The organism is Hydrogenovibrio sp. SC-1, assembly GCF_002848135.1.
In the GTDB taxonomy this organism is placed as follows: domain Bacteria; phylum Pseudomonadota; class Gammaproteobacteria; order Thiomicrospirales; family Thiomicrospiraceae; genus Hydrogenovibrio.
Genome location: NZ_PKGB01000005.1, coordinates 12,535 through 35,869, shown reverse-complemented (window position 1 = coordinate 35,869; position 23,335 = coordinate 12,535). Strand labels below are relative to the sequence as shown.

25 protein-coding genes are annotated in these 23,335 nt (G+C 44.1%); 2 read left to right on the top strand and 23 right to left on the bottom strand.

All coding sequences use genetic code 11. The features are described from left to right. Positions 1–13: 13 nt before the first annotated feature. From tolA to CYQ88_RS03935, 9 genes are all read right to left on the bottom strand, one after another. A complete protein-coding gene (tolA, locus tag CYQ88_RS03975) occupies positions 14–1,036 on the bottom strand; it encodes a cell envelope integrity protein TolA (protein ID WP_101840054.1) in 1,023 nt (340 codons plus the stop codon). Position 1,037: 1 nt separating this feature from the next. Further along, entirely contained in the window at positions 1,038–1,490 is a 453-nt protein-coding gene (locus CYQ88_RS03970; protein WP_101840053.1) for an ExbD/TolR family protein, read from the bottom strand. A gap of 12 nt (positions 1,491–1,502) precedes the next feature. Continuing rightward, complete coding sequence (gene tolQ, locus CYQ88_RS03965; RefSeq protein WP_101840052.1) at positions 1,503–2,192, bottom strand: protein TolQ; 690 nt, start codon at positions 2,190–2,192, stop codon at positions 1,503–1,505. Between the two features lie 13 nt (positions 2,193–2,205). Next, the gene (gene ruvB / locus CYQ88_RS03960) at positions 2,206–3,213 is read right to left on the bottom strand and encodes a Holliday junction branch migration DNA helicase RuvB (RefSeq protein ID WP_101840051.1); all 1,008 of its coding nucleotides are present in this window, start codon (positions 3,211–3,213) and stop codon (positions 2,206–2,208) included. Between the two features lie 136 nt (positions 3,214–3,349). After that, positions 3,350–3,961 carry a Holliday junction branch migration protein RuvA gene (gene ruvA, locus CYQ88_RS03955; protein WP_101840050.1) on the bottom strand — a complete coding sequence of 204 codons (612 nt, stop codon included), beginning with the start codon at positions 3,959–3,961 and terminating at the stop codon, positions 3,350–3,352. 9 nt (positions 3,962–3,970) lie between these two features. Further along, positions 3,971–4,489, bottom strand: a complete 519-nt coding sequence (gene ruvC / locus CYQ88_RS03950; RefSeq protein WP_101840049.1) for a crossover junction endodeoxyribonuclease RuvC — start codon at positions 4,487–4,489, stop codon at positions 3,971–3,973. A gap of 77 nt (positions 4,490–4,566) precedes the next feature. Beyond that, positions 4,567–5,640, bottom strand: coding sequence for a quinolinate synthase NadA (gene nadA, locus CYQ88_RS03945; protein WP_101840048.1), 1,074 nt, complete (start codon positions 5,638–5,640; stop codon positions 4,567–4,569). A gap of 31 nt (positions 5,641–5,671) precedes the next feature. Then, positions 5,672–7,447, bottom strand: a complete 1,776-nt coding sequence (gene aspS / locus CYQ88_RS03940; RefSeq protein ID WP_199170158.1) for an aspartate--tRNA ligase — start codon at positions 7,445–7,447, stop codon at positions 5,672–5,674. 45 nt (positions 7,448–7,492) lie between these two features. Next, positions 7,493–8,182 carry a DUF502 domain-containing protein gene (locus tag CYQ88_RS03935; RefSeq protein WP_101840046.1) on the bottom strand — a complete coding sequence of 230 codons (690 nt, stop codon included), beginning with the start codon at positions 8,180–8,182 and terminating at the stop codon, positions 7,493–7,495. A gap of 168 nt (positions 8,183–8,350) precedes the next feature. On the opposite strand from CYQ88_RS03935, the gene CYQ88_RS03930 reads away from it, so the two are divergent. Next, positions 8,351–9,211, top strand: a complete 861-nt coding sequence (locus tag CYQ88_RS03930; RefSeq protein ID WP_233188806.1) for an SDR family NAD(P)-dependent oxidoreductase — start codon at positions 8,351–8,353, stop codon at positions 9,209–9,211. A gap of 13 nt (positions 9,212–9,224) precedes the next feature. Here the strand turns inward: CYQ88_RS03930 and CYQ88_RS03925 are convergent, their stop codons facing one another. The 9 genes from CYQ88_RS03925 to carA all read right to left on the bottom strand — a co-directional run bounded on the left by CYQ88_RS03925 (position 9,225) and on the right by carA (position 17,902). Then, complete coding sequence (locus CYQ88_RS03925) at positions 9,225–9,554, bottom strand: co-chaperone YbbN (RefSeq protein WP_101840045.1); 330 nt, start codon at positions 9,552–9,554, stop codon at positions 9,225–9,227. Between the two features lie 17 nt (positions 9,555–9,571). Continuing rightward, a complete protein-coding gene (locus CYQ88_RS03920; protein WP_101840044.1) occupies positions 9,572–10,471 on the bottom strand; it encodes an ROK family protein in 900 nt (299 codons plus the stop codon). Continuing rightward, the gene (locus tag CYQ88_RS03915) at positions 10,468–11,124 is read right to left on the bottom strand and encodes a bifunctional 2-polyprenyl-6-hydroxyphenol methylase/3-demethylubiquinol 3-O-methyltransferase UbiG (protein WP_101840043.1); all 657 of its coding nucleotides are present in this window, start codon (positions 11,122–11,124) and stop codon (positions 10,468–10,470) included. Before CYQ88_RS03915 ends, CYQ88_RS03920 begins: the two co-directional genes overlap by 4 nt. Continuing rightward, positions 11,121–11,936 (bottom strand): ferritin-like domain-containing protein, encoded by an 816-nt coding sequence (locus CYQ88_RS03910; RefSeq protein ID WP_233188805.1) that lies wholly within the window; start codon positions 11,934–11,936, stop codon positions 11,121–11,123. The genes CYQ88_RS03915 and CYQ88_RS03910 overlap by 4 nt, the downstream gene beginning before the upstream one ends. A gap of 86 nt (positions 11,937–12,022) precedes the next feature. Beyond that, the gene (locus tag CYQ88_RS03905) at positions 12,023–12,385 is read right to left on the bottom strand and encodes a hypothetical protein (RefSeq protein ID WP_101840042.1); all 363 of its coding nucleotides are present in this window, start codon (positions 12,383–12,385) and stop codon (positions 12,023–12,025) included. Positions 12,386–12,510: 125 nt separating this feature from the next. Continuing rightward, positions 12,511–12,960, bottom strand: a complete 450-nt coding sequence (locus CYQ88_RS03900; protein WP_101840041.1) for a DUF4149 domain-containing protein — start codon at positions 12,958–12,960, stop codon at positions 12,511–12,513. Continuing rightward, entirely contained in the window at positions 12,960–13,436 is a 477-nt protein-coding gene (gene greA / locus CYQ88_RS03895; RefSeq protein WP_101840040.1) for a transcription elongation factor GreA, read from the bottom strand. Before greA ends, CYQ88_RS03900 begins: the two co-directional genes overlap by 1 nt. A 99-nt stretch (positions 13,437–13,535) precedes the next feature. After that, positions 13,536–16,748 carry a carbamoyl-phosphate synthase large subunit gene (gene carB, locus CYQ88_RS03890; RefSeq protein WP_101840039.1) on the bottom strand — a complete coding sequence of 1,071 codons (3,213 nt, stop codon included), beginning with the start codon at positions 16,746–16,748 and terminating at the stop codon, positions 13,536–13,538. 17 nt (positions 16,749–16,765) lie between these two features. Then, entirely contained in the window at positions 16,766–17,902 is a 1,137-nt protein-coding gene (gene carA / locus CYQ88_RS03885; RefSeq protein WP_101840038.1) for a glutamine-hydrolyzing carbamoyl-phosphate synthase small subunit, read from the bottom strand. 300 nt (positions 17,903–18,202) lie between these two features. Between carA and CYQ88_RS03880 the strand changes: the two genes are divergently transcribed. Continuing rightward, on the top strand, positions 18,203–18,427 hold the full coding sequence (locus CYQ88_RS03880) for a DUF2798 domain-containing protein (RefSeq protein WP_101840037.1): 225 nt from the start codon (positions 18,203–18,205) through the stop codon (positions 18,425–18,427). A gap of 47 nt (positions 18,428–18,474) precedes the next feature. Here the strand turns inward: CYQ88_RS03880 and arfB are convergent, their stop codons facing one another. From arfB to dnaK, 5 genes are all read right to left on the bottom strand, one after another. Further along, complete coding sequence (arfB, locus tag CYQ88_RS03875) at positions 18,475–18,894, bottom strand: alternative ribosome rescue aminoacyl-tRNA hydrolase ArfB (RefSeq protein WP_101840036.1); 420 nt, start codon at positions 18,892–18,894, stop codon at positions 18,475–18,477. Positions 18,895–18,903: 9 nt separating this feature from the next. Beyond that, complete coding sequence (locus tag CYQ88_RS03870; RefSeq protein WP_101840175.1) at positions 18,904–19,053, bottom strand: DUF2986 domain-containing protein; 150 nt, start codon at positions 19,051–19,053, stop codon at positions 18,904–18,906. Between the two features lie 87 nt (positions 19,054–19,140). Beyond that, positions 19,141–19,941, bottom strand: coding sequence for a 4-hydroxy-tetrahydrodipicolinate reductase (gene dapB / locus CYQ88_RS03865; protein WP_101840035.1), 801 nt, complete (start codon positions 19,939–19,941; stop codon positions 19,141–19,143). A gap of 28 nt (positions 19,942–19,969) precedes the next feature. Beyond that, positions 19,970–21,121 carry a molecular chaperone DnaJ gene (dnaJ, locus tag CYQ88_RS03860; RefSeq protein WP_101840034.1) on the bottom strand — a complete coding sequence of 384 codons (1,152 nt, stop codon included), beginning with the start codon at positions 21,119–21,121 and terminating at the stop codon, positions 19,970–19,972. 225 nt (positions 21,122–21,346) lie between these two features. Beyond that, on the bottom strand, positions 21,347–23,272 hold the full coding sequence (dnaK, locus tag CYQ88_RS03855) for a molecular chaperone DnaK (protein ID WP_101840174.1): 1,926 nt from the start codon (positions 23,270–23,272) through the stop codon (positions 21,347–21,349). Positions 23,273–23,335 lie beyond the last annotated feature (63 nt).

The following is a 23,335-nucleotide window of genomic DNA, read 5'->3' as shown; positions in this document are numbered from 1 at the left end:
AATAACGACTCATCTAGGGTTTAAAAACAAATTTAATATTTCGTTCAAACAGCTCTTCAACAGGCGGTGCAGGCATAGGCTCCGCTCTGTAAACTGCATTTTTAGCATCTTTAATGAATTGTTTATCTGCAAATTTATTACAGTTTTCGACAGTCACCCCACTGATCTTGCCTGCGGGAGTCTGCGTAATTGACAACACACATTGTGCTTTCTCAGACACATTTGACGCTGTCCGCCAATTATCCTTAACTTTTGCCGCGATCGACGATACATAAGTTTCCCTCAGGTTTTTGAGTTCTCTTTGCTTGGCTAATTGACGTTTTTTCGCTTCTTCAGCGGCGATTTGCTGCTGTAATTGACGTTCAGCTTCTTCCTGTTCTTTACGCAATCGAGCTTGTAACGCTTCTGCTTCTAAGCGTTTCTTCTCTGCTGCCTGTTGTTCAATTTTCTTTTGCAACGCCAGTTTTTTAGCTTCTTCTGCTTTACGCTGAGCTTCCGCCTCGGCAACCCGCTTCTGCGCTTCTGCGCGTTTTTTCTCAGCCAGCTCTGCTTCTTTTTTGGCCTGCTTCGATGCCCGTTTTGCGGCTTCAGCCCGCTTCTGTTCTGCTAGACTTTTTTGCCTTTCAATTTCAGCAAGTCGTTTTGCTTCATCTGCTTTACGCGCTTCGGCTTCGGCAATGCGTTTTTGTTGTTCGGCTTTTTGCTGTTCGAGTCGTTGTTGACGCTTCATTTGCTCCAAACGACGTTTTTCAGCAATCGATTGTGCTTTAAGACGTTTCTGTTCAGCGAGTTTTTCCGCTTCATCCTGCTTAATTTTGGCCAACTGCTCTTTCACGAGCGCACTGTCAACCGTGAAAGTCTTTAAGGGCTCTATCTCGGTGATTTGTGTTATTTCAGTTTGCTCACCTTCATCCATAGAAACCTTTATTGCCCCATCGACGACAAATCTTTCCCAGACGAGACCGGCTGCAACCATCGCATGCAAGACCAGTGCAAAAAATAACGCGATCGGATGTCTGAATATAAATGCGAACATATTAGTTTTTCTCTTCCGGTTCAGTCATCAATGACACCTTAGCAACCCCATTTGCTTTCAATAATACAAAGAGGTTCACTACCTTCCCATAAGGGGCTTGACGATCACCTTGAATATAAAAGGGTTGCTGCGGCTTTAACTGTGATCGAGCGACGACTTCAGCCACTAAATTGCCCAAATCTTTTTGTCCCAATACGACATCTGGTGCTTGAGAGGTTTTATAAAAGCCTTCTGCCGTCACTGAAATCACAAACGGTTCAATCGGTTTCACCTTAGTGGCTTTTTCGGTTTTAATTCTAGGGGTTTGCGGCAGATCGACCGTGACCGCTTGCTGAACAATGGGGGCTGTGATCATAAAAATAATCAATAAAATTAAGGTGACATCAATGTAGGGCACCACATTGATTTCTGCCATTAATTTTTTCTTGGGCTGGGTTCGAAATCCTTGTCGCATCAGTTAACCTATTTAGTCCTGTCGACTTTCTTGGGTGTGAGCTTGACGCTGAATAATCGTTAACAAGCCTTCTGCAAAATTTTCATACTGGGTAATGACCTTGTCGGCTTTGACCGTTAAGCGGTTATAAGCAATAACGGCTGGAATCGCCGCGAACAACCCCATTGCAGTCGCAATCAATGCTTCTGAAATCCCTGGCGCGACTGCGGCGAGTGTTGCATTTTGAATATCGCCCAAAGAAGAAAAGGCATGCATCACCCCCCAAACCGTTCCAAACAAACCGATATAAGGCGCGGAAGAACCGACAGTGGCTAAAAAGGGTGTCCGGTTTTCCAGCCGCTCAATTTGTTTAGAAAAAGCGACTTTCATCGCCCTTTCAGTACCATTAATCAAATCATTGGAATGGGTCACACCCTGCTGTTTAAGGCGTACAAATTCTTTAAAGCCCGCTTCAAAAATGACGGCATTGCCATATTGTTGTTTGGTCTCGCCCTCAACGATGTGAAATAGCTGGGTTAATTCAGGCGTCCCCCAAAATAGATCGTCAAACTCTTGTGCTTCAAGGCGCGCTTTTCTGAGTTGATAAGCTTTGGCAAAGATCACCGCCCAAGCAAAAATTGACATCAACAATAAAATCAACATCACACCCTGAACTACATGACTGGCGTTGAGTACCAATTCTAATAACGAATCTTCATTCATTTGCTATTTCCTTTTAACCTACTGGTTCAATCAAGCCCAAATGCCGATAAGCATTTTGGGTGACTTGCCGCCCACGCGGTGTTCTAACTAAAAATCCTTGCTGAACCAAAAAGGGTTCAATCACATCCTCAATGGTTCCCCGTTCTTCACCCAAAGCGGCGGAGATGCTATCAATACCGACTGGGCGACTATCAAACTTGTGAATCAACATTTCTAATAAACGCCGATCCATTTTATCTAAACCAAGCGGGTCCACTTCCAATAAATCCAAAGCTAAAGCGGCAATTTCGGCGGTGACCACCCCTTGCCCTTTGACTTGTGCATAATCTCGAACCCGTCTGAGTAACCGATTGGCAATTCGAGGTGTCCCTCGTGAACGCCTTGCTACTTCTAAAGCACCGGCTTCATCGGCTTCAATGCCTAAAATATGTGCCGACCGCACTACGATCTGTGACAACTCATCAACCGAATAAAATTCCAATCGCTGCACAATGCCAAACCGGTCTCTTAGCGGTGACGTTAATAATCCGGCTCGCGTGGTGGCTCCGATTAGGGTAAAAGGCGGAATTTCAATTTTAACCGTTTGTGCCGCTGGACCGTCGCCGATAATAATATCCAACTGAAAATCTTCCATTGCCGGATAAAGCACTTCTTCCACCACCGGACTGAGTCGATGAATTTCGTCAACGAATAAGACATCATAAGGTTCTAATCGAGTTAGGATCGCCGCTAAATCGCCCGGTTTTTCAATAACCGGCCCAGAGGTTTGGCGCAGGGTCACGCCCATTTCTTGAGCAACAATATTGGCAAGGGTGGTTTTTCCAAGGCCGGGCGGCCCATAGAGCAAGACATGATCCAGGTGTTCTTGACGAATCTTTGCCGCATGAATTGACAACTGCAGCTGTTCTCTTACAGCAGTTTGGCCAATATATTCCGAAATGATTTTAGGACGAACAGAAGGCAAAACCAAACGATCTTCTTCTATCGGTTGTCCGCCGACAATGCGATCTGTTTCAATCATTTGTGAGGTTTCTCTTCCTTATGCATTTTAAGTAGGCTATTCGCAATCATATTCAGCTAGCAATTATAAACTGATTATCATGGGTTGTGGCATTGATTTCATGCAGATTAAAGAGTGATTTTTTTGCAATTTAAGGCTAGAGTTTGACGCCCTGCAACGCTTTACGAATGGTCTCTTCTAAAGTTAAATCGGTTGCCACTGATTTCACCATTTTTTCGGCTTGAGCGGGTTTATAACCCAATGAAATGAGTGCCTCTATTGCAGATGCATGGGTCGTGACCTGTTGCACCTGAGACTTTAGCTGATTTTCTGATGAACTGGTTAATGTCGTTCCGGTTAATTGCCATCCCTTTAAACGATCACGCATTTCAATCACTAAACGCTCTGCAGTTTTTTTACCCACTCCAGGAATTTTGGTTAAGGCAACCACATCCGCAACCTCGACCAAGCCGACAAACTCATGCACCGAAAGTGTTGATAAAATGCCAATTGCCATTTTGGCACCAATACCACTCACTTTGATTAACTCTTTAAACAAGTTACGCTCAAGTTCAGTGGCAAATCCATAGAGCAACATCGCATCTTCGCGGACGTGTAAATGGGTTAACAAGGTAATGTCCGACCCCACTTCTCCTGTCGCATAAAAAGTCGACATGGGCGCTTCTAACTCATACCCCACACCATTCACATTGATTAAGATCTGTGGTGGTTGTTTTGCGTGCAGTTTTCCCGATAAAAAACCAATCATTCGTTATCCTTAAAATCGTGTGCCTTTTGATATTTTTTCTGGATCAATTCCCAGTGTCCAATAGCGGTCGTGACAAAGCGCTGCCGCCAGGGCATCAGCCGCATCTTCCTGCGGACTTTCAGTGAGTTTTAGTAAATTTTTGACCATAAATTGTACCTGATCTTTGGAGGCATGACCTTGACCAACAATGGTACTTTTTATTTGAGTGGGGGTATATTCCATAATCGGAATGTCTTTCAGTGCGGCAGCACAAAGGATCACCCCTCTAGCTTGACCCAATTTAATGGCCGAACTGGGGTTTTTATATACAAACACTTTTTCAATCGCCATCACATCAGGTTGATATTGATCAATAATCTGCATCACCGATTCAAAAATATTCTTTAGGCGCTCGGCGCCTGAAAACTTTTCAACCTTGATCACGCCACTTAACACATAAGTCGGATGATATTGTCCTGACTCAATAATGCCAAACCCAGCCTTGCGTGATCCAGGGTCAATTCCCAATATTCTTTTTGATTGTGCCAATTAAGATCACTCCGAAATATGCCATTTCTTGAGGGGTTTCAGGCAAGAACAACCAGGCCTGGGCATTTTAATGATGTTTAGGGCGTTTTAACCAGACCCTGTTCGCGTGAAAATGTCAGCATTCGTTCCACTGACTGTAAGGCTTTTTGACGAATGGACTCTTCAATGACAATTTCACCCACTCCAGTTTCTAGAACTTTGGCTAAATTTTGCAAGCCATTCATCGCCATCCAAGGACAATGCGCGCAACTGACACAACTTCCAGAGCTGCCACCCGTTGGGGCAACAATTAAGGTTTTATGCGGAGCCAATTGTTTCATTTTGTAAAAAATACCGTAATCGGTGGCGACGATAAACTTTTGATCTGGCAAGGTTTGTACCGCATCAATCATCACCCGGGTCGAGCCAACTACATCAGCGAGATCAACGACTTCCGACGGCGATTCGGGATGAACCAAAACCTTGGCATCAGGATGTTGCTCTGCTAAGGCTTGCAACTCATAGGTTTGAAATTCATCATGAACAATACAATGTCCCTGCCAACGCAACATTTCAATACCGGTTTCTTTTTCAATCCAACGCCCCAAATGACGATCCGGGGCCCAAATAATCTTTTTACCTTGGTCTTTTAGGTAACGCACAATTTCGAGTGCATTACCCGAAGTCACCACCCAGTCCGCCAACGCCTTCACTTCAACACTGGTATTAGCATACACCACCACTGTATGATCGGGATGCTGCGCACAAAAGTCGGCAAACGACTGGGGAGGACAACTCAAGTCCAATGAACAATTGGCGTCTAGATCCGGCATCAGTACGGTTTTTTCGGGGCTGAGCATCTTAGCGGTTTCCCCCATAAAGCGAACCCCACACACAACCAATACATCTGCATCAGATTGCGCACCGAAATTGGCCATTTCCAAAGAATCAGCCACCTTTCCACCGGTCTCTTCAGCCAATGCCTGCAAATCGTCATCCACATAATAGTGGGCAACCATTTGCGCATTCTTGTCACTTAACAGCTGTTTAATATGATTCTTTAGACGCGTTTTTTCCTGCTCATCAACATGGACGGCAGGCTCAGAAGCCTCCGCCAACTGATCAATTCGCTTGAGCAACGCTAACGGCACACTCTCCGCAATTAAAGACATACGTGCATCCTATCTTTTGGCTAACTATTGCTTATTCCGATAATGCTTTTCGGAACCGCAATGCTAAGTCGGTTAATTGCGCGTTGTCTACACTGCCTGGTGCATCGGTTAACAAACAGGCGGCCGATTGCGTTTTCGGGAAGGCAATCACGTCACGAATTGAATCGCGTTTCGCCATAATCATCACTAAACGATCTAAACCAAAGGCCATCCCTGCATGCGGTGGGCAACCATATTTCAATGCTTTTAATAAGAAACCAAATTTGTCTTCTGCTTCTTCATCGGAGATCCCTAATAGTTTTAATACGGCCGCTTGCATATGAGTGTCGTGAATACGAACAGACCCCCCACCCACTTCAATACCGTTAATCACTAAATCATAAGCACGTGACAGCATTTGATGCGGTTCATCATGGTTTAGAATTTCTTCAGTGGTGGCTTTAGGCTGGGTAAACGGATGGTGAATGGCTGTCATCTTGGCCGTTTTCTCGTCCATCTCAAACATTGGAAAGTCAACCACCCAAACCGGTGCCCATTCTTTTTCAATCATGCCTAAGTCTTCACCCAGCTTACAGCGTAAAGCACCTAAAGCTTCATTAACAACTTTGGCTTTATCTGCACCAAAGAAGACAATATCGCCATCTTCAGCACCGACCCGCTGCATAATTTCTAGCGCCTGATCCGGGAAGAATTTCACGATTGGTGATTGCAAACCATCCAAACCTGCGGATAAATCATTCACCTTGATATAGGCCAACCCTTTGGCACCATAGATACTGACAAACTTCGTGTAATCATCAATTTCTTTACGTGACAATTTACCGCCTTGTGGCACCCGTAACGCAGCAACACGACCCATTGGGTCTTTAGCTGGCGCAGCAAATACCTTAAATTCAATATCTTGCAATAGATCAGCGACATCAACCAGTTGCAAAGGAATACGTAAATCAGGACGATCAATACCGTACTTCTCAATGGCTTCGGCATAAGTCATTCTAGGGAATTCATCCCCTAAATCGACATCGCCGCCTTCAAGGAAGATGGTTTTAGCCAGCCCTTCCATCATCGTCATGACTTCTTCTTCGGTCATAAACGACGTTTCGATATCTAGCTGAGTGAATTCAGGTTGACGATCCGCTCTTAAATCTTCATCACGGAAACAACGAGTAATTTGATAATAACGATCAAACCCAGACATCATTAATAACTGCTTAAATAGCTGAGGCGATTGCGGCAACGCAAAAAATTTATTTTGATGGGTACGACTCGGCACCAAATAATCACGCGCGCCTTCTGGCGTCGACTTGGTTAAAATCGGTGTTTCAATATCCATAAAACCATTGTCATCCAAATAACGACGCATGGAACGAGTCACCTTATAACGGGTTTGCAGAGTCTTCTGCATTTCATCACGACGCAAATCTAAATAACGATAAGTCAACCGAACTTCTTCAGAAATGTGTTTATCATCTAACTGAAAAGGAATGGGGTCGGAAGAACTCAGTACTTCCAATCCTGTAGCAACAATCTCGACCTTACCAGTGGCCATCTTAGGGTTAATGGTTTCTGCTGTACGCAGGCAAACCGAACCACTTACTTTAAGTACATATTCAGAGCGCACTTTTTCGGCTATTTCGAACATTTCGGCATTATCAGGATTGACGACGATTTGAACCAGCCCTTCACGATCTCTTAAATCAATAAAGATCACGCCGCCATGATCTCGACGACGGTGCACCCAACCGGAAACGGTGACAGATTGATTTTCAAATTTTTCGGTTACTTGTCCACAATAGTGTGTACGCATCATTGGCAATACCTTTTCTCTCTAAGTGACTGACTGGGTCAGGGGTTATTCAGTTTTGGTTGGGATAACAGGAACGTCTTCTGTTCCAGGGTAAATGGCACTTCCTGCACCATTGGCATAAGCAGGATCACGATGCCAAGGCGGCACTACAACGCCACCAGAAATCACCATTTTCAAAGCTTCGTCCACGGTCATGTCCAGCTCCACAATTTCATGACGGGCGGCCATAATAAAAAAACCGGATGTAGGGTTAGGCGTGGTTGGCACAAACAAATTGACGACATCCGGCAATTTGGTTTTTAATTGTGCCTCTCCTTGGGTTTTACTGGTTTGAAAGGCCAGTGTCCAGAGACCTTCACGTGGATACTGTAACAAATAGGCTTTTTGAAAGGTTTGTGAACCATCGCCAAACAAGGCTTCGGCGATTTGTTTTACCGCCGTATAGATGGATCTAACCAACGGAATACGTGATAAGATTTTTTCCCAAATCCCGTATAAATAGCGCCCAAAGAAATTGGCCACTAGCATGCCCGTAAAAAATATGAGTAAAAATGAAAGGATAACGCCAAAGCCAGGGATGTGTATGCCGAGCAAGACATCCGGGCGAAAGGCTTCTGGCAGCAGTAATAAGCTTTGATCAAATAAATTGACTAAAAAAATCAGCGCAGCAATCGTCACCCCCAAAGGTAACCAAACTAATAATCCTGCAATCAAATACCGCTTTATAAAAGACATCTCTTTCGCTTTGCGCTGTTACGCTTAAAATTAAAATTTAGCCCAGTATTATATAAGAATTTGCTATGACTTTGCACAAAACATTGCTTGCACTGCGATGTGGGTTTGCTATGAAACAGAAGCATTTTCCACTATGATAATCGCAAACCAATCAATCAAGAAATCGATATGCCAAACAATGATATGAAAAATGCTCAAACAATATTGATTACTGGGTGCTCAAGCGGCATGGGTTATGATGCGGCTAAAACGCTCTCTCAGCTTGGCCACCAAGTGATTGCTTGCTGTCGCCGACCAGATGATGTCGCTCGTTTACAAGCCGAAGGCTTCTATAGCGTGGTCATGGATTTGGCCGACAGCCAATCTATAGAACAAGCCGTGGCCACCATTTTAAATGAGTTCAAACAGATTGATGTTTTATTTAATAATGCCGCTTTTGGATTGCCAGGTGCGGTTGAAGATTTGTCTCGTGACGCCTTAACACATCAATTTGAAACCAATGTGTTTGGCACCCAACAAGTCACCAATCTCATTTTGCCTAGAATGCGCCGCCAAGGGTTTGGCAAGATCATTTATAACAGCTCGATTTTAGGCTTTGCAGCCATGCCTTATCGAGGTGCCTATAATGCCAGTAAATTTGCGATTGAGGGGCTAGCCGACACCCTTCGGTTAGAACTAAAATCAACCAATATTCAGGTCAGCTTGATTGAACCCGGGCCGATCCGTTCAAAATTTAGAGCCAATGCTTATCACCAATTTCAACAGTGGATCGTGACAGAAAACAGCGCCCACCAACAACAATATCAAGCCATGATTCAACGACTTGAAACCGAAGGTGATACCGCACCCTTTACATTAGGGCCTGAAGCGGTCACTGACATCGTGCAAAAAATTCTTAGCGCTAAAAGCCCGCGCGCACGCTATCCCGTCACGGTTCCAACCAAGGTTTTTGCCTTACTGAAACGGATATTGCCCACCTTTTGGCTAGACCAACTGCTCATTAAAGCGGGCGGCAATGGCAAACGCTAAACGACTATTTCATTCAATCAAATAACAGTTTGTAGGGACGTTCTATCGCCGAAAGCACGGACGTCACACTAAAGGTTCTGACGGCTTCAAAACTTTTTTGACCATTGAAAAACACCTGTACCGTTGGCAAACTCATCACGCCGCTTTGTGCACATAATGCACCCGGTTGATGACAATCCAAATAGCGCATTTCCATCAACGGAAACTGCTCGGCAATCGCAGCTTCTAGCTTTGGCTTCAACGCATGACAAACGTGGCAGTCCTTTCCGCCGTATAAAACAACCAGGCCTGGTTGTTTTTGTACCTCAATTTCACAGGCATCAACTGAATCAATTGTCTGCATTTTTCTCTCCTGTTCCATTATCTCTGGTTTGACGTCAACCAAGCCGCCCCTCTGACGCCACTGGAATCGCCCCATTTTGCAGGCACAAGCCTTGTTTCGACCTGATCACTAAATACCCACTGCTGCCAAATTTGCGGTACTCTCTGATATAACCATTCCATATTTGAAAGTCCCCCGCCTAAAACAATCACATCTGGATCAACCACATTGATCACGCTGGCCAGAGCCTTGGCCATCCAATTAGCATAGGTTTCTAACATAGCTTGAGCGGCTTCATCGCCCTGCTTAGCCTGCTCAGCCAATTGTTTAGCCGTCACGCAACGATCTGTTTTCTCCAAAAAATGAGACGATAACGCCGGCCCTGACAAAAAGGTTTCGATACAACCTTTTAAGCCACAATAGCAGTCAGGATGCCTTTCGGCAGAATCCAACCAAGGCATGGGATTATGCCCCCATTCTCCGGCAATCGCGTTAATGCCATTAATGACTTGACCATTGACGACCAAACCGCCACCACACCCAGTTCCCACAATCACCGCAAAAACCACATCCTCGCCAGCGGCGGCACCATCACTGGCTTCGGATAAAGCCAAACAATTAGCATCATTCGCCAAAGCCACTTTCATATTTAAAGCTGCCTGCAAATCTGCCTGTAAATCGCGTCCAATTAAACAGGTGGAATTGGCATTCTTTATGAGTCCTGTTTTCTTGGAGATGGCACCCGGAATCGCAACCCCCAAGCCACTAAAGTGACCAAACTGTTGTTGAACTTGCCTTACCAAGCCAACAATGGCACCACAGGTCGCTTCATAATCTCCTTGTGGGGTTGCCACTCGTTGTCGAAACACCAGTTGATTCTCGTCATCCAAGACAGCCACTTCAATTTTAGTGCCACCCAAATCAATGCCAACTTTCATGCATTCACCTCTAAATAGAGGCTGAAATCATTCGCTAAATAGTCATCGCGCATCTCTACATTAGAGACTAAGGTTTGACAGTAGTGGCGCATTTGTTCTGGATCAAAGCTTTGTAAATCGGGTCGACTGGCTGTCCAATCATGATTTTGATTTAATAGATTTAAACTCACCCCATACTTTGCCAGTTCAACCAACTTTTGTATCACGGCTTTCGCATATTGCCCTTGCGTTTCCATTGGCTCAACCACTTCGTTGAGCGCACCTGAACAAATCACAAAATCAAATTGATTCTCTTCCCAATCAAAATCAAATATTTCGCCCTGTTGAAAATGACGCTTTGGATACTGGCACTGGGCAGCAAAAATCATATCGGGCGATAAATCGATACCGAGATAATCAAAGGCTTGAAAGTGTGAAGAAAGCCAATCGGCGAAATCGCCAAAACCACAGCCGACATCCAAAATATTAATCGGTTCAGTCAAGGGCGACTGAAAGCGGGGATGTTGAAACAACAACTGCCATAGTACATTGAACCGTAACTGTTGAACCTGACGGTTCTCCCAAAACAAGGCAGTCGGTTCATACCCCCGATCCTGAATTGCTTGAAAATGACGCGTAATAATGCGTTGCCGTTGATTATCAGGCAGTTTCATGACTTCATGCTCGTTTGTTCAATGGTTTTTAACCAAGCAATCTCATCCTCAGAAAAACCGGCTTTCTGCCGAGCGTCAAAATTAAATGGCCCACGCAAATTACCATAGAAAAATGTTTTGATAACCTCGGTAAAGGTATTAAATGGATTCAGTTGGCGTTGCTCACATAAATAACGAAACCAGCGCGTACCCACGGCAACATGACCGATTTCATCCTGCAATAAAATTTTTAAAATCTCAACGCCACGCTTATCACCGATCGCACGTAATTTATGAATCATTGCCGGCGTCACATCTAACCCTCTGGCTTCCAGTGTTCTTGGAACCAAAGCCATGCGCACTAAGGGGTCATGATCGGTTTCAACGGTACTGACCCACAAACCATTATGAGCAGGAAAATCACCATACTCATAGCCCAAATGAAACAAGTGCTCGCGCACCATTTGAAAATGATAAGCCTCTTCCGCAGCCACATTAAGCCAATCATGATAATAGGCTTCTGGCATGTCTTGAAAACGATAAAGTGCGTCTAAAGCTAAATTAATGGCATTAAACTCAATATGTATAATTGAGTGCATTAACGCTGCATGCCCTTCTTTAGAGCCTAGACGGCGTCTTGGTAACGATTTAAGCGACACCCATTCGGGTTTTGCAGGCCGCCCGGCATCTAGTACTTTTTCAATGGTCTCGGTTGGAGATAAATCTAAAGCCCGATCGGCCCAGTCTTGTTGTAGTTGATCCAGTTTTTGTAACTTAGTATCACAACAAGGTTCCATCAAACAATCATAAGCTTTAGAAAATAAACTGGGCATTTCTTATCCATTCATTATTAAAATACACACGCCTAAAAACAAAAAAACCGGCGCTTTGGCCGGTTTCCTCGTTTAGCTAACTAAGCTTACTTTGTAAAGTAATAGCTTGCTTGCATGTAAGGCGTACCACGATATTGTTTTGCATCAATTGAATCAAATAATTTTGCCCATTTTGCACGATCTTCGGGCGTCATCACTGAAGAAGGGTTACGAGCAATAACTTTATCACCATACTTGGCTTCTATTTTATCGAGTTCACCATAACATTCAAGAACAGTGGTTTTTTGCTCATAGGCTTTTGCAGCAGTACTGCCCTTTTCATTTGCCAATTTTACAATGGCATCACCATCTGCCACACACAAGTCATACTTTGAAGTTTCAGCTTGTGCATTGAACGCAAAGGCAGCAAGCGAGGCGACAAAAAGTGCTTTTAAAGTTGGTTGTTTCATTTAATGGCTCCATCATATTAGGATTTAATTATTTAACGGAACCATTTTGTGCTTTTTCAAAATAAAATGCAACCAAAAAGTCGGCTGTTTAGATTAGAAAATAATGAAGTGGCTATAAGGTTTATTTATGAATTGTGCAAAACCGCTTTAGAGCCTGTTCGAACGGTTAGCAGACCCCATAATAAAACCGACAACCAAGCACATAAAAAAATCAATTGCGAAACGCCATGCCAGGCCGCAAAGCCTAAACCAAATACCGCCGCATCCGTTTCTGGTATTTGTTTTAACTCCGACATGAGCGGCGAAACCCAAGTCAAGTTGGTTACCACAGCAACCATGGCCACCAGCAACCACCGCTCTCGTTTTGACCATTTAACCGTTTGACGAATAACAACCAACATCAACACTAAAACAATCAAATCCGCCCAATAAGTGGCTGATAGCAATATTGCCATGATCGAACCCGCGACCTGAGCATTCAACTGTGAAAACAGCACGGGCGCAACCCCATAACCCACAACCCAATTCAGGGTTAACCAACCGGCAGCTAAGTAATGACTGAGTAGGTTTGGCATTAAATATATTGAATTTCGACAATTTCGTAATCAATATCACCACTGGGCGCTTTCACGACCACTTCGTCCCCTTCTTCTTTCGCAATCAAAGCTCTGGCAATCGGTGAGTTCACAGAAATTTTACCGTGCTTAATGTCAGCCTCTTCCTCACCGACAATTTTATAAGTGACTTCTTCATCATTATCCAAATTCAACACGGTCACCGTTGCCCCAAACACCACTTTGCCATTGGGTGATAATTTTGTGACATCAATAATTTGCACGCTCCCTAACAGACCTTCGATTTGTTTAATACGGGCTTCCATCAGCCCTTGCTGTTCACGCGCGGCATGATATTCTGCATTTTCCTTTAGATCACCATGCTCTCGTGCTTCGGCAATTGCCTTTGAAACCGCTGGACGCTCAACCGTTTTCAAGTTCTGTAACTCTTGTTTCAGGCGATCAGCACCTTCTTTTGTCATTGGATGTCTTTGCATACTCTCGCTCCATTCTTTCTTCGACCGCCTTTTAGACAGCTAAACAAAAAAGCGCCAAGACGTCATCGCCTTAGCGCTCCTGCTTTACATCATAAACGATTAACTAATTTGTAGCTTGGTGACTTTTTGGTTATCCAAATAGTCCATTGAAGCAACCATTGCCAAAGCGCCTGCCATCGTTGTGGTATAACAGATTTTATGCATTAATGCTTCACGACGAATACTGGATGAATCCTTAATACTTACAGAGCCATCAGAAGTATTCACAATCAAGTCCACCTCTTCATTAACAATTGAATCCACAATATTAGGACGCCCCTCAGTGACTTTATTGACAATCTCACAGGTAATGCTTGCTTCCTGTAACGATTTTGCCGTTCCACGGGTTGCTAAGATGGTAAATCCTTTTTCAATCAGTTTTTCAGCCAAGCCGATCACTTTGACACGATCCGCTTGTCGAACACTTAGAAAGGCTTTTCCAGAGGTTGGCAATACGGTCCCGCTAGCTAATTGGGCTTTCTGATAGGCTTCCGCAAAGGTTTCACCCACACCCATCACTTCACCAGTCGATTTCATTTCTGGCCCTAAAATGGGGTCTACGCCTAAGAACTTAATAAAGGGGAATACCGCTTCTTTAACCGAGAAGTAGGTTGGTTTAACTTCCTTGGTAAAACCTTGGTCTACCAGCTTTTGCCCAACCATGCACCTGGCAGCAATTTTGGCTAAAGGATTAACGATTGCCTTAGAAACAAACGGAACCGTTCTTGATGCACGTGGATTGACTTCCAGTACATAAATTTCTTCGCCTTTCACCGCAAACTGCGTATTCATCAAACCAACCACACCCAAAGCCATCGCCATTTTTTCTACCTGACTACGAATTTCATCCTGAATATGCATTGGAATACTATAAGGCGGTAAAGAACAAGCAGAATCTCCAGAGTGAATCCCCGCTTGTTCAATATGTTCCATGACCCCACCGATCACAACTTGGTCACCATCACAGACCGCATCTACATCTAATTCGATGGCATCATCTAAGAATCGATCCAATAGAACAGGCGAATCGTTTGAAACCTTGACAGCTTCGGTCATATAACGTGTCAAATCATTATCGTTATAAACAATTTCCATTGCGCGGCCACCCAGGACATAAGATGGACGAACCACTAATGGGTAACCAATCTCATTTGCTAGCGCCAAGGCCTGATCTTCGCTTCGCGCTGTTCGATTTGGTGGTTGCTTCAATTCTAATGTGTGAAGTAACTGCTGAAAGCGCTCACGATCCTCTGCTAAGTCAATCGACTCTGGAGAAGTTCCAATAATAGGAACACCCGCGGCCTCAAGGTCTTCAGCCAGTTTTAAAGGAGTTTGTCCACCATATTGAACAATCACACCAGCAGGCTTCTCAACTTCAACAATTTCTAACACATCTTCTAACGTTAGCGGCTCGAAATATAGGCGATCAGATGTATCATAATCGGTTGATACGGTTTCAGGATTACAGTTCACCATAATGGTTTCATAACCATCTTCTCGCATGGCCATGGCTGCATGAACACAGCAATAGTCGAACTCTATCCCTTGACCAATTCGGTTTGGTCCGCCACCCAATACCATGATCTTTTCACGGTCTGTTGGGTTTGCTTCACATTCCTCTTCATAAGTTGAGTACATATACGCCGTCGAGGTTTCAAACTCAGCCGCACAAGTATCCACACGCTTATAAACAGGACGGATATTTAGTGTATGGCGGAACTTACGAATAAAGGCCGCATCAGTAACCAATAAGGTGGCGATACGATTATCCGAAAAGCCTTTGCGTTTTAACGATCTCAATAATACTTCATCCAACGCATCTAAACCACGTTGTTTGACATCATCTTCCATATCAATCAACTGTTTAATTTGCGACAAGAACCAAGGATCAATTTTGGAAATATCATGTACGGTTTCTAATGACCAACCGGCTCGAAAAGCATCTCCCACATACCACAACCGGTCTGGGCCAGGAGCACGCAACTCTTGGCGTAAAACCCCTTTGATCTCTTTTTCATCCATCGATGCCAATGACATGACTTCATCAAACCCGGTTTTACCGGTTTCTAAACCACGCATGGCCTTTTGAAGTGACTCTTGGAAATTACGTCCCATTGCCATCACTTCACCGACCGACTTCATTTGAGTCGATAAGCGTTTATCCGCTTGTGCAAATTTTTCAAAGGTGAAACGAGGTATTTTAGTGACAACATAATCAATTGATGGTTCAAATGAAGCTGGCGTAGCACCATCCGTAATGTCATTACTCAATTCATCCAGGGTATAACCGACCGCTAACTTAGCAGCGACTTTTGCTATCGGGAAGCCAGTAGCCTTAGACGCTAAAGCCGATGAGCGAGAAACCCGAGGGTTCATTTCAATAATAATCATCCGCCCCGTTTCAGGGTTAATAGAAAACTGAACATTCGAACCACCTGTTTCCACACCAATTTCACGCAAAACCGCTAAAGAGGCATTTCGCATGATTTGATATTCTTTATCCGTTAGAGTTTGAGCGGGTGCAACGGTAATTGAGTCGCCAGTATGAACACCCATTGGATCCAAGTTTTCAATCGAACAGATAATGATGGCGTTATCATTTTTGTCGCGCACCACTTCCATTTCATATTCTTTCCAGCCCAAGATAGATTCTTCAATCAGCAACTCTTTAGTTGGAGAAAGATCAAGACCAAACTTACAAATCTGTTCAAATTCTGATCGGTTATAAGCGATACCCCCACCAGAACCTCCTAATGTAAAGGAAGGTCGAATAATGGTTGGGAAACCCACTTTTTCTTGAATCGCCCAAGCTTCTTCCATATTGTGCGCAACATCAGAAGTCGGCATATCCAAACCGATCTTGGTCATCGCTTGACGGAATCGCTCTCTGTTTTCAGCTTTATCAATCGCATCGGCATTGGCACCAATCAATTCCACACCAAATTCTGCCAAGACACCGTTGTTATCTAAATCTAAAGCGCAATTTAAGGCCGTTTGCCCACCCATTGTCGGCAAGATCGCATCTGGGCGTTCCTTAGCGATGATATTCCGAACCGTTTTCCATTCAATCGGCTCGATATAGGTTGCATCAGCCATTTCAGGATCGGTCATAATGGTCGCCGGATTCGAGTTAACCAAAATCACTCGATAACCTTCTTCTCTTAATGCTTTACAGGCTTGAACACCAGAATAATCAAACTCACAAGCCTGACCAATGATGATAGGACCCGCACCAATAATCAGAATACTTTCTAAATCACTTCTTTTTGGCATTTTTCGTTTCCTATTCCTTAAACTTGTTTTGATTTTTTGATATTGTCGATAAATTGGTCAAACAGCGGCGCGACATCATGAGGTCCAGGACTCGCTTCTGGATGCCCTTGAAAACTGAAGGCAGATTTGTCTGTCCGTTCAATCCCTTGCAATGACCCATCAAATAATGAATGATGCGTCGCTTTTAAACAGGTTGGCAAACTGTCACCATCCACTGCAAAACCGTGATTTTGCGCAGTAATCATAACTCGTTGAGACTGCTGATCTTTTACAGGGTGGTTTCCACCATGATGACCAAACTTCATTTTGATGGTTTTTGCACCCGAAGCTAACGCCAATAATTGGTGGCCTAAACAGATTCCGAAAACCGGCATATCAGCTTCCAAAAGTGTTTGAATCGCTTCAATCGCATAATCACAAGGTTCTGGGTCGCCAGGGCCATTCGATAAAAACACGCCATCCGGGTTCATTGCCAATACTTCAGCTGCAGACGTTTGGGCCGGAACGACGGTCAACTTGCAACCGCGATCTGCTAGCATCCGTAGAATATTACGTTTCACGCCATAATCGTAAGCAACCACGTGATAAACCGCTGAATTCGACTTATCGGTATGGCCGTTTTCTAACGACCAGGAACCCTCTGTCCAAACATAGGTTTGAGCAGTCGTCACTTCTTTGGCTAAATCCATACCTTTCAAACCGGCAAAGGCTTTTGCTTTTGCTACGGCGGCTTCAGCATCAATATTGTCTCCCGCGATGATCACGCCGGACTGGGCACCTTTATCGCGCAAAATACGTGTCAATTTACGCGTATCTATATCAGAAATTGCCACCATATTTTGTTCAATCAGGTATTCCGGCAATGATTTTTGTGCTCGAAAGTTACTCATGACCGTTGGACAATCTTTAACAATCAATCCTTGCGCCATAATTGATGCAGACTCAGCATCCTCTTCATTAACACCGACATTACCGATATGCGGATAGGTCAAGGTGACCAATTGTTTATAGTAAGAAGGATCGGTTAATATTTCCTGATACCCAGTTAACGAAGTATTAAAAACCACTTCGCCAACTGCCTCACCCTCAATACCTAGTGAGAGCCCCCAAAAAAGAGTCCCATCTTCTAAAGCCAATAACGCTGTTTGTGTCATGTATTTGATCCGCCCACCCAATGTGCTAAAACTTTTAAAAGCCGTATATAAAAAAACGGAGCCAACCCCCTGATAGGAATTCACTCCGTTTGATAGAAATTAGCGATTTTTCACCGTCATTTCTGTACCCGACCCCAATAAAAAAGTCATAAATTAATATTAGGTGAATTCTACTTGATACAGTCACACTTGTCCAGTTTTCTCGGTTGGTTTAGCCAGTACAATTATTTCCAATAATCACCGATTATTTTTGATTAGAATAAGCCCATTCGAATATATAATTAAAACGAAGAGGCTCTCATGTTGCCACAAAAATATTTACGCTTTGTTACGGCGTTGATTATGTCAGTTGTGATGGTTTTCATTATGACCGGCGTCATAACGGCGGTGAATACGGGTGTTAATAATGGCTTTATCGGACGATGGTGGCATGCGATGATTGTTGCTTGGCCAATCGCCTTTATCATCATTTTCATGATTAGCAAACAGATTCAGCAAATGGCTCATAAAATCTGTTGCAAATAACTTAATTACATCAAAAGCGCCCAGGCCTGAGCGTTTTTAACCAAGATTCAATCATCCCGAATAGATTTTCTACGCAAGGCTTTAATTTGACCTCGTTGCTTTTTCTCGGCCAATCGACGACGCTTTGCACCTTTTGTCGGCTTTGTCGCAATCCGTTTCTTGGACACCTTCGCCACAGATTTAATTAAATACTGCAATCGCTTCAGTGCATCTTCGCGGTTGGCTTCTTGTGTTCGAAACCGTTGCGCCTTAATGACGACTTCACCCTGTTTGGTGATCCGCGTATCTTTCAAGCTCAATAATCGTTCTTTATAGAATTGCGGCAAGCTTGATCCTGAAATATCAAACCGCAAATGAATCGCCGTTGCCAATTTATTCACATTCTGCCCCCCTGCACCCTGGGAGCGAATGGCGGTTAATTCAATTTCGCTATCGGCCAATGCAACCTGATTTGAGATCACTAACATACCGGTTTATCAATCCATATCTGTCGTGTCAGACGGCTCGGATATCGCCTCTCTATCGGCTTTCGCAATATAAGGTGGTTTTTTTCGAGGATTCTTTTTCGCCTTTGCATTCTTTAAACGCTTGGCAATTTTTTGTGATATTTTCTTTTTTCGATTCACGGCTATTCTCTCCACCAAGACTCTTTATTCATAAAAAAAGCGGCCATAACCAGCCGCTTTGATTCACACTCTAAACTGACTGCGACTTTAACCTAAATTAAGGACGTCCTGCATATCAAATAAGCCACTGTCTTTTTGTTGCAACCACTGGCAAGCGCGAGCTGCGCCTTTTGCAAAAGTCATACGACTGGAGGCTTTATGAGTGATTTCAACCCGTTCGCCTTCCGTTGCAAACAACACCGTATGATCCCCCACAACATCACCTGCACGAACCGTTGCAAAACCAATGGTATTAGGGTCTCTTGCACCCGTGATGCCTTCTCGGCCATAAACTGCACATGATTTCAAGTCTCGACCTAAAGTCTCAGCAACCACCTCACCCATTCGCAAAGCCGTGCCCGATGGCGCATCAACTTTGTGACGATGATGCGCCTCGATCACTTCGATATCGTACCCTTCATTCAATACTTCTGCTGTTTGCTTTAACAGTTTAAGTGTTAAATTCACCCCGACACTGAAATTGGCAGCAAAGACAATGGCAATACGCTCACCCGCTTCACGAATCAGCTGCAGTCCTGCATCATCAAAACCGGTTGTGCCAATCACCATTTTTTTATTATGCGCCAAGCAATATTTCAAATTGTGCAAAGTGGTTTGCGGCGTCGTGAAATCAATAAGGACATCAAAATCTTCACCGGCGGCTTCAATTTGACCAACCAACTCAACCTCTAATCGGCCAATACCGGCAATTTCACCAGCATCTGCGCCAATTAAAGAGGATTCAGGTCGCTCAATGGCTGCGGTTAGTGTCAGCCCTTCGGTTTGATTAACTGCATCAACTAAATTTTTTCCCATACGCCCTGAAGCGCCGATTACTGCTACTCTCATACGAATTCCTCACAAACCGTTTAAAAGGTTAGTTCCATGGCTCATCTTTTTTATCGGACTCTTCACCAGTAAAGAACGCTTTAACTGAATCAAAAAAACTATGGGTTTTCGGACTGTGCTGTTTATGATGCTTGCCCTGCAAACTCTCATCAAACGCTTTCAGCAGGTCTTTTTGTTCAGCGGTTAATTTAACCGGCGTTTCCAAATAGACTTGCACGATCATATCGCCTACCTGAGAAGAGCGAACCGACTTCACGCCTTTTCCTGACAGCTTAAATCGCTGGCCGGATTGCGTTCCTGCTGGGATTTTTAAATTTGCGCGTCCTGTCAAGGTCGGTACATCCATGGTCCCACCCAGCGCTGCTGTTGCGAAGGATAACGGCATTTCGCAGAACAAGGTATTTCCATCGCGCTTAAAAATCGCATGATCTTTTACGCGAATACGAACATAAAGATCACCATGTGGTGCACCCGGTTCGCCCGCCTCACCTTCTCCTTGAAGCCGTATACGATCGCCCGTGTCCACCCCTGCAGGAATTTTAACGGTAAGTGTTTTACGACTATGTTGATAGCCTTCACCACGACAAACTTTACAGGGGTTCTTAATGATTTTTCCGGTTCCATGGCAGTTTGGACAGGTTCTTGAGACTGCGAAGAACCCTTGCTGTACTCTCACTTGCCCAGCACCTTGACAGGTCGGACACGTATGAACATCTGACCCAGGCTCTGCACCGTGCCCATCACAGTGTTCACAAACTTCTTTGGTCGGAATGCGAATATCAACACTGGTACCTGCCACAGCATCTTCTAATGAAATATCCAGCTCATATTGCAAATCATCACCCGGTTGTGGGCCACGACGTCCACCCCCGAAACCGCCGCCAAAGATATCGCCGAAAATATCACCAAAGTCAGCAAAACCGCCGCCCCCGAAACCGCCTTGCCCTGCACTGCCATCAACACCAGCGTGACCAAACTGGTCATAAGCTTGACGCTTTTGCGAATCAGACAAGATTTCATAAGCTTCAGAGGCTTCTTTAAACTTGTCTTCCGCATCTTTATTATCGGGGTTACGGTCAGGATGATAACGCATCGCCAATTTGCGATAGGCTTTCTTAATTTCCCCCTCGGAAGCGGTTTTCGACACACCTAAAATTTCGTAATAATCTCTTTTACTCATAGTCACTTAAATCTTTTTTTAAATTAGTATTCAAAAAAGCCGTATTTGTAGGCAGGCCTGGTTGCTTTAGACACCATTGTCTTTTTTGAATGCTAACTCTTTGATTACATTTTGAATTGGGTATAACCTAGAACAGAAACGGGCAACCCCAAAGAATTGCCCGAATTATACCGATTTTAACAATCTATCTTCGCTTATTTGTCGACAGAAACTGTCGACTCAGCGTTATTTTTTGTCATCATCTTTAACTTCTTCAAACTCAGCATCAACGATATCGTCGTCTTCTGCTTTGCTTGAACCTTGCTGTTCAGCCGCACCGGCATCGGCACCTGGCTGTTGTGCATAGGCTTTTTCAGCTAATTTCTGACTGGCAGCTGCAAGCGCTTGCGACTTCTCATCAATCGCTTCTTTGCTATCACCCTTAATGGCTTCTTCCAAATCCGCAACCGCTTTTTCAATGGCTTCTTTTTCTGACGCTTCAACCGCATCGCCCTGCTCAGATAATAGCTTTTGAGTACCATGAATCATCGCATCCGCTTGGTTACGCGCTTCAACCAACTCTTTCAACTTGGCATCTTCAGCCGCATGCGCTTCAGCATCTTTCACCATCGCGTCAATTTCTTCTTCCGATAAACCAGAAGAGGCTTGAATCGTAATATGTTGCTCTTTGTTAGTCGCCTTATCTTTCGCCGAGACATTCAAAATCCCGTTGGCATCAATATCGAAGGTCACTTCGATTTGTGGCGTACCACGTGGTGCAGGTGGGATTTCATCCAAGTTAAACTGTCCCAAAGACTTATTGCCTGACGACATTTCACGCTCACCTTGAAGCACGTGAATGGTCACCGCCGACTGATTATCTTCCGCCGTAGAGAACGTCTGAGACTTACGCGTTGGGATAGTGGTATTTTTCTCAATCAACTTCGTCATCACACCGCCCATGGTTTCAATCCCAAGCGATAAAGGCGTAACATCTAACAACAACACATCATTCACATCACCAGATAACACCCCACCTTGAATTGCAGCACCCATTGCCACAGCTTCATCTGGGTTCACATCTTTACGAGGTTCTTTACCGAAGAATTCTTTAACAGCCGCTTGAACCATTGGAACACGCGTTGATCCACCGACCAAAATGACGTCATCAATTTCTGAAGCAGACAATCCTGCGTCTTTCAAAGCAGTTTTACAAGGATCAATTGAACGCTTCACCAACCCTTCGATCAACGATTCGAACTTGGCGCGAGTAATTTTCATATTCAAGTGCTTCGGCCCAGTAGCATCCGCTGTCACATATGGCAAGTTAATATCAGTCTGCTCACGAGAGGACAATTCAACTTTTGCTTTTTCAGCAGCTTCACGAACACGCTGTAGCGCCAATTTATCCAACTTCAGATCAACGTTCTGGTCTTTCTTAAATTCTGTCGCAATATAATCAACGATGACATTATCAAAGTCTTCCCCACCAAGGAAGGTATCACCATTAGTTGATAGCACTTCAACTTGCTTTTCACCATCCATGTCGGCCACTTCGATAATGGAAATATCAAAAGTCCCACCACCCAAGTCATAAACAGCGATTTTGCTATCGGCTTTAACCTTATCCATACCATAAGCTAAGGCTGCGGCCGTTGGCTCGTTGATAATACGTTTAACTTCTAGACCTGCAATTTTACCGGCATCTTTGGTCGCTTGACGCTGTGAATCATTAAAATAAGCAGGTACAGTAATAACCGCTTCGGTCACTTCATGACCTAAATAATCTTCAGCGGTTTTCTTCATTTTCATGAGCGTGCGTGCTGAAACTTCTTGTGGAGATAATTTTTTATCCCCCACTTGCACCCATGCATCCCCATTATCGGCCGCAATGATTTTGTATGAAACCATGTCTTTATCTTTAGCCACAACAGAATCATCTGCCCGACGACCAATTAAACGTTTGATTGCAAATAGCGTGTTTTCAGGGTTAGTGACCGCTTGACGCTTAGCTGAATCCCCAACTAACACTTCACCATCTTCTGCATAAGCCACGATTGAAGGAGTTGTTCTAACCCCTTCGGCATTAGGAATTACTTTGGTTTCTTTACCTTCCATTACCGCCACACAAGAGTTGGTGGTTCCTAGGTCAATCCCGATAATTTTTGCCATTTTTTTACTCTCCAAAATATCTGTGCCGGTTATCATCATAACCCGCGATTTTAAACTAAATTG

Excerpts from the sequence above, each read along its gene's own strand:
- carB (WP_101840039.1), bottom strand. The coding sequence starts at position 16,748 with ATGCCAAAAAGAAGTGATTTAGAAAGTATTCTGATTATTGGTGCGGGT.
- dapB (WP_101840035.1), bottom strand. The coding sequence starts at position 19,941 with ATGAGAGTAGCAGTAATCGGCGCTTCAGGGCGTATGGGAAAAAATTTA.
- tolA (WP_101840054.1), bottom strand. The coding sequence starts at position 1,036 with ATGTTCGCATTTATATTCAGACATCCGATCGCGTTATTTTTTGCACTG.
- tolQ (WP_101840052.1), bottom strand. The coding sequence starts at position 2,192 with ATGAATGAAGATTCGTTATTAGAATTGGTACTCAACGCCAGTCATGTA.
- arfB (WP_101840036.1), bottom strand. The coding sequence starts at position 18,894 with ATGTTAGTGATCTCAAATCAGGTTGCATTGGCCGATAGCGAAATTGAA.
- CYQ88_RS03905 (WP_101840042.1), bottom strand. The coding sequence starts at position 12,385 with ATGAAACAACCAACTTTAAAAGCACTTTTTGTCGCCTCGCTTGCTGCC.
- CYQ88_RS03900 (WP_101840041.1), bottom strand. The coding sequence starts at position 12,960 with ATGCCAAACCTACTCAGTCATTACTTAGCTGCCGGTTGGTTAACCCTG.
- ruvA (WP_101840050.1), bottom strand. The coding sequence starts at position 3,961 with ATGATTGGTTTTTTATCGGGAAAACTGCACGCAAAACAACCACCACAG.
- aspS (WP_199170158.1), bottom strand. The coding sequence starts at position 7,447 with ATGCGTACACACTATTGTGGACAAGTAACCGAAAAATTTGAAAATCAA.
- CYQ88_RS03920 (WP_101840044.1), bottom strand. The coding sequence starts at position 10,471 with ATGAAAGTTGGCATTGATTTGGGTGGCACTAAAATTGAAGTGGCTGTC.
- dnaK (WP_101840174.1), bottom strand. The coding sequence starts at position 23,272 with ATGGCAAAAATTATCGGGATTGACCTAGGAACCACCAACTCTTGTGTG.
- nadA (WP_101840048.1), bottom strand. The coding sequence starts at position 5,640 with ATGTCTTTAATTGCGGAGAGTGTGCCGTTAGCGTTGCTCAAGCGAATT.
- dnaJ (WP_101840034.1), bottom strand. The coding sequence starts at position 21,121 with ATGAGTAAAAGAGATTATTACGAAATTTTAGGTGTGTCGAAAACCGCT.
- CYQ88_RS03910 (WP_233188805.1), bottom strand. The coding sequence starts at position 11,936 with ATGCCCAGTTTATTTTCTAAAGCTTATGATTGTTTGATGGAACCTTGT.
- carA (WP_101840038.1), bottom strand. The coding sequence starts at position 17,902 with ATGACACAAACAGCGTTATTGGCTTTAGAAGATGGGACTCTTTTTTGG.
- CYQ88_RS03925 (WP_101840045.1), bottom strand. The coding sequence starts at position 9,554 with ATGCAGACAATTGATTCAGTTGATGCCTGTGAAATTGAGGTACAAAAA.
- CYQ88_RS03880 (WP_101840037.1), top strand. The coding sequence starts at position 18,203 with ATGTTGCCACAAAAATATTTACGCTTTGTTACGGCGTTGATTATGTCA.
- CYQ88_RS03930 (WP_233188806.1), top strand. The coding sequence starts at position 8,351 with ATGCCAAACAATGATATGAAAAATGCTCAAACAATATTGATTACTGGG.
- ruvB (WP_101840051.1), bottom strand. The coding sequence starts at position 3,213 with ATGATTGAAACAGATCGCATTGTCGGCGGACAACCGATAGAAGAAGAT.
- CYQ88_RS03915 (WP_101840043.1), bottom strand. The coding sequence starts at position 11,124 with ATGAAACTGCCTGATAATCAACGGCAACGCATTATTACGCGTCATTTT.
- CYQ88_RS03935 (WP_101840046.1), bottom strand. The coding sequence starts at position 8,182 with ATGTCTTTTATAAAGCGGTATTTGATTGCAGGATTATTAGTTTGGTTA.
- CYQ88_RS03970 (WP_101840053.1), bottom strand. The coding sequence starts at position 1,490 with ATGCGACAAGGATTTCGAACCCAGCCCAAGAAAAAATTAATGGCAGAA.
- greA (WP_101840040.1), bottom strand. The coding sequence starts at position 13,436 with ATGCAAAGACATCCAATGACAAAAGAAGGTGCTGATCGCCTGAAACAA.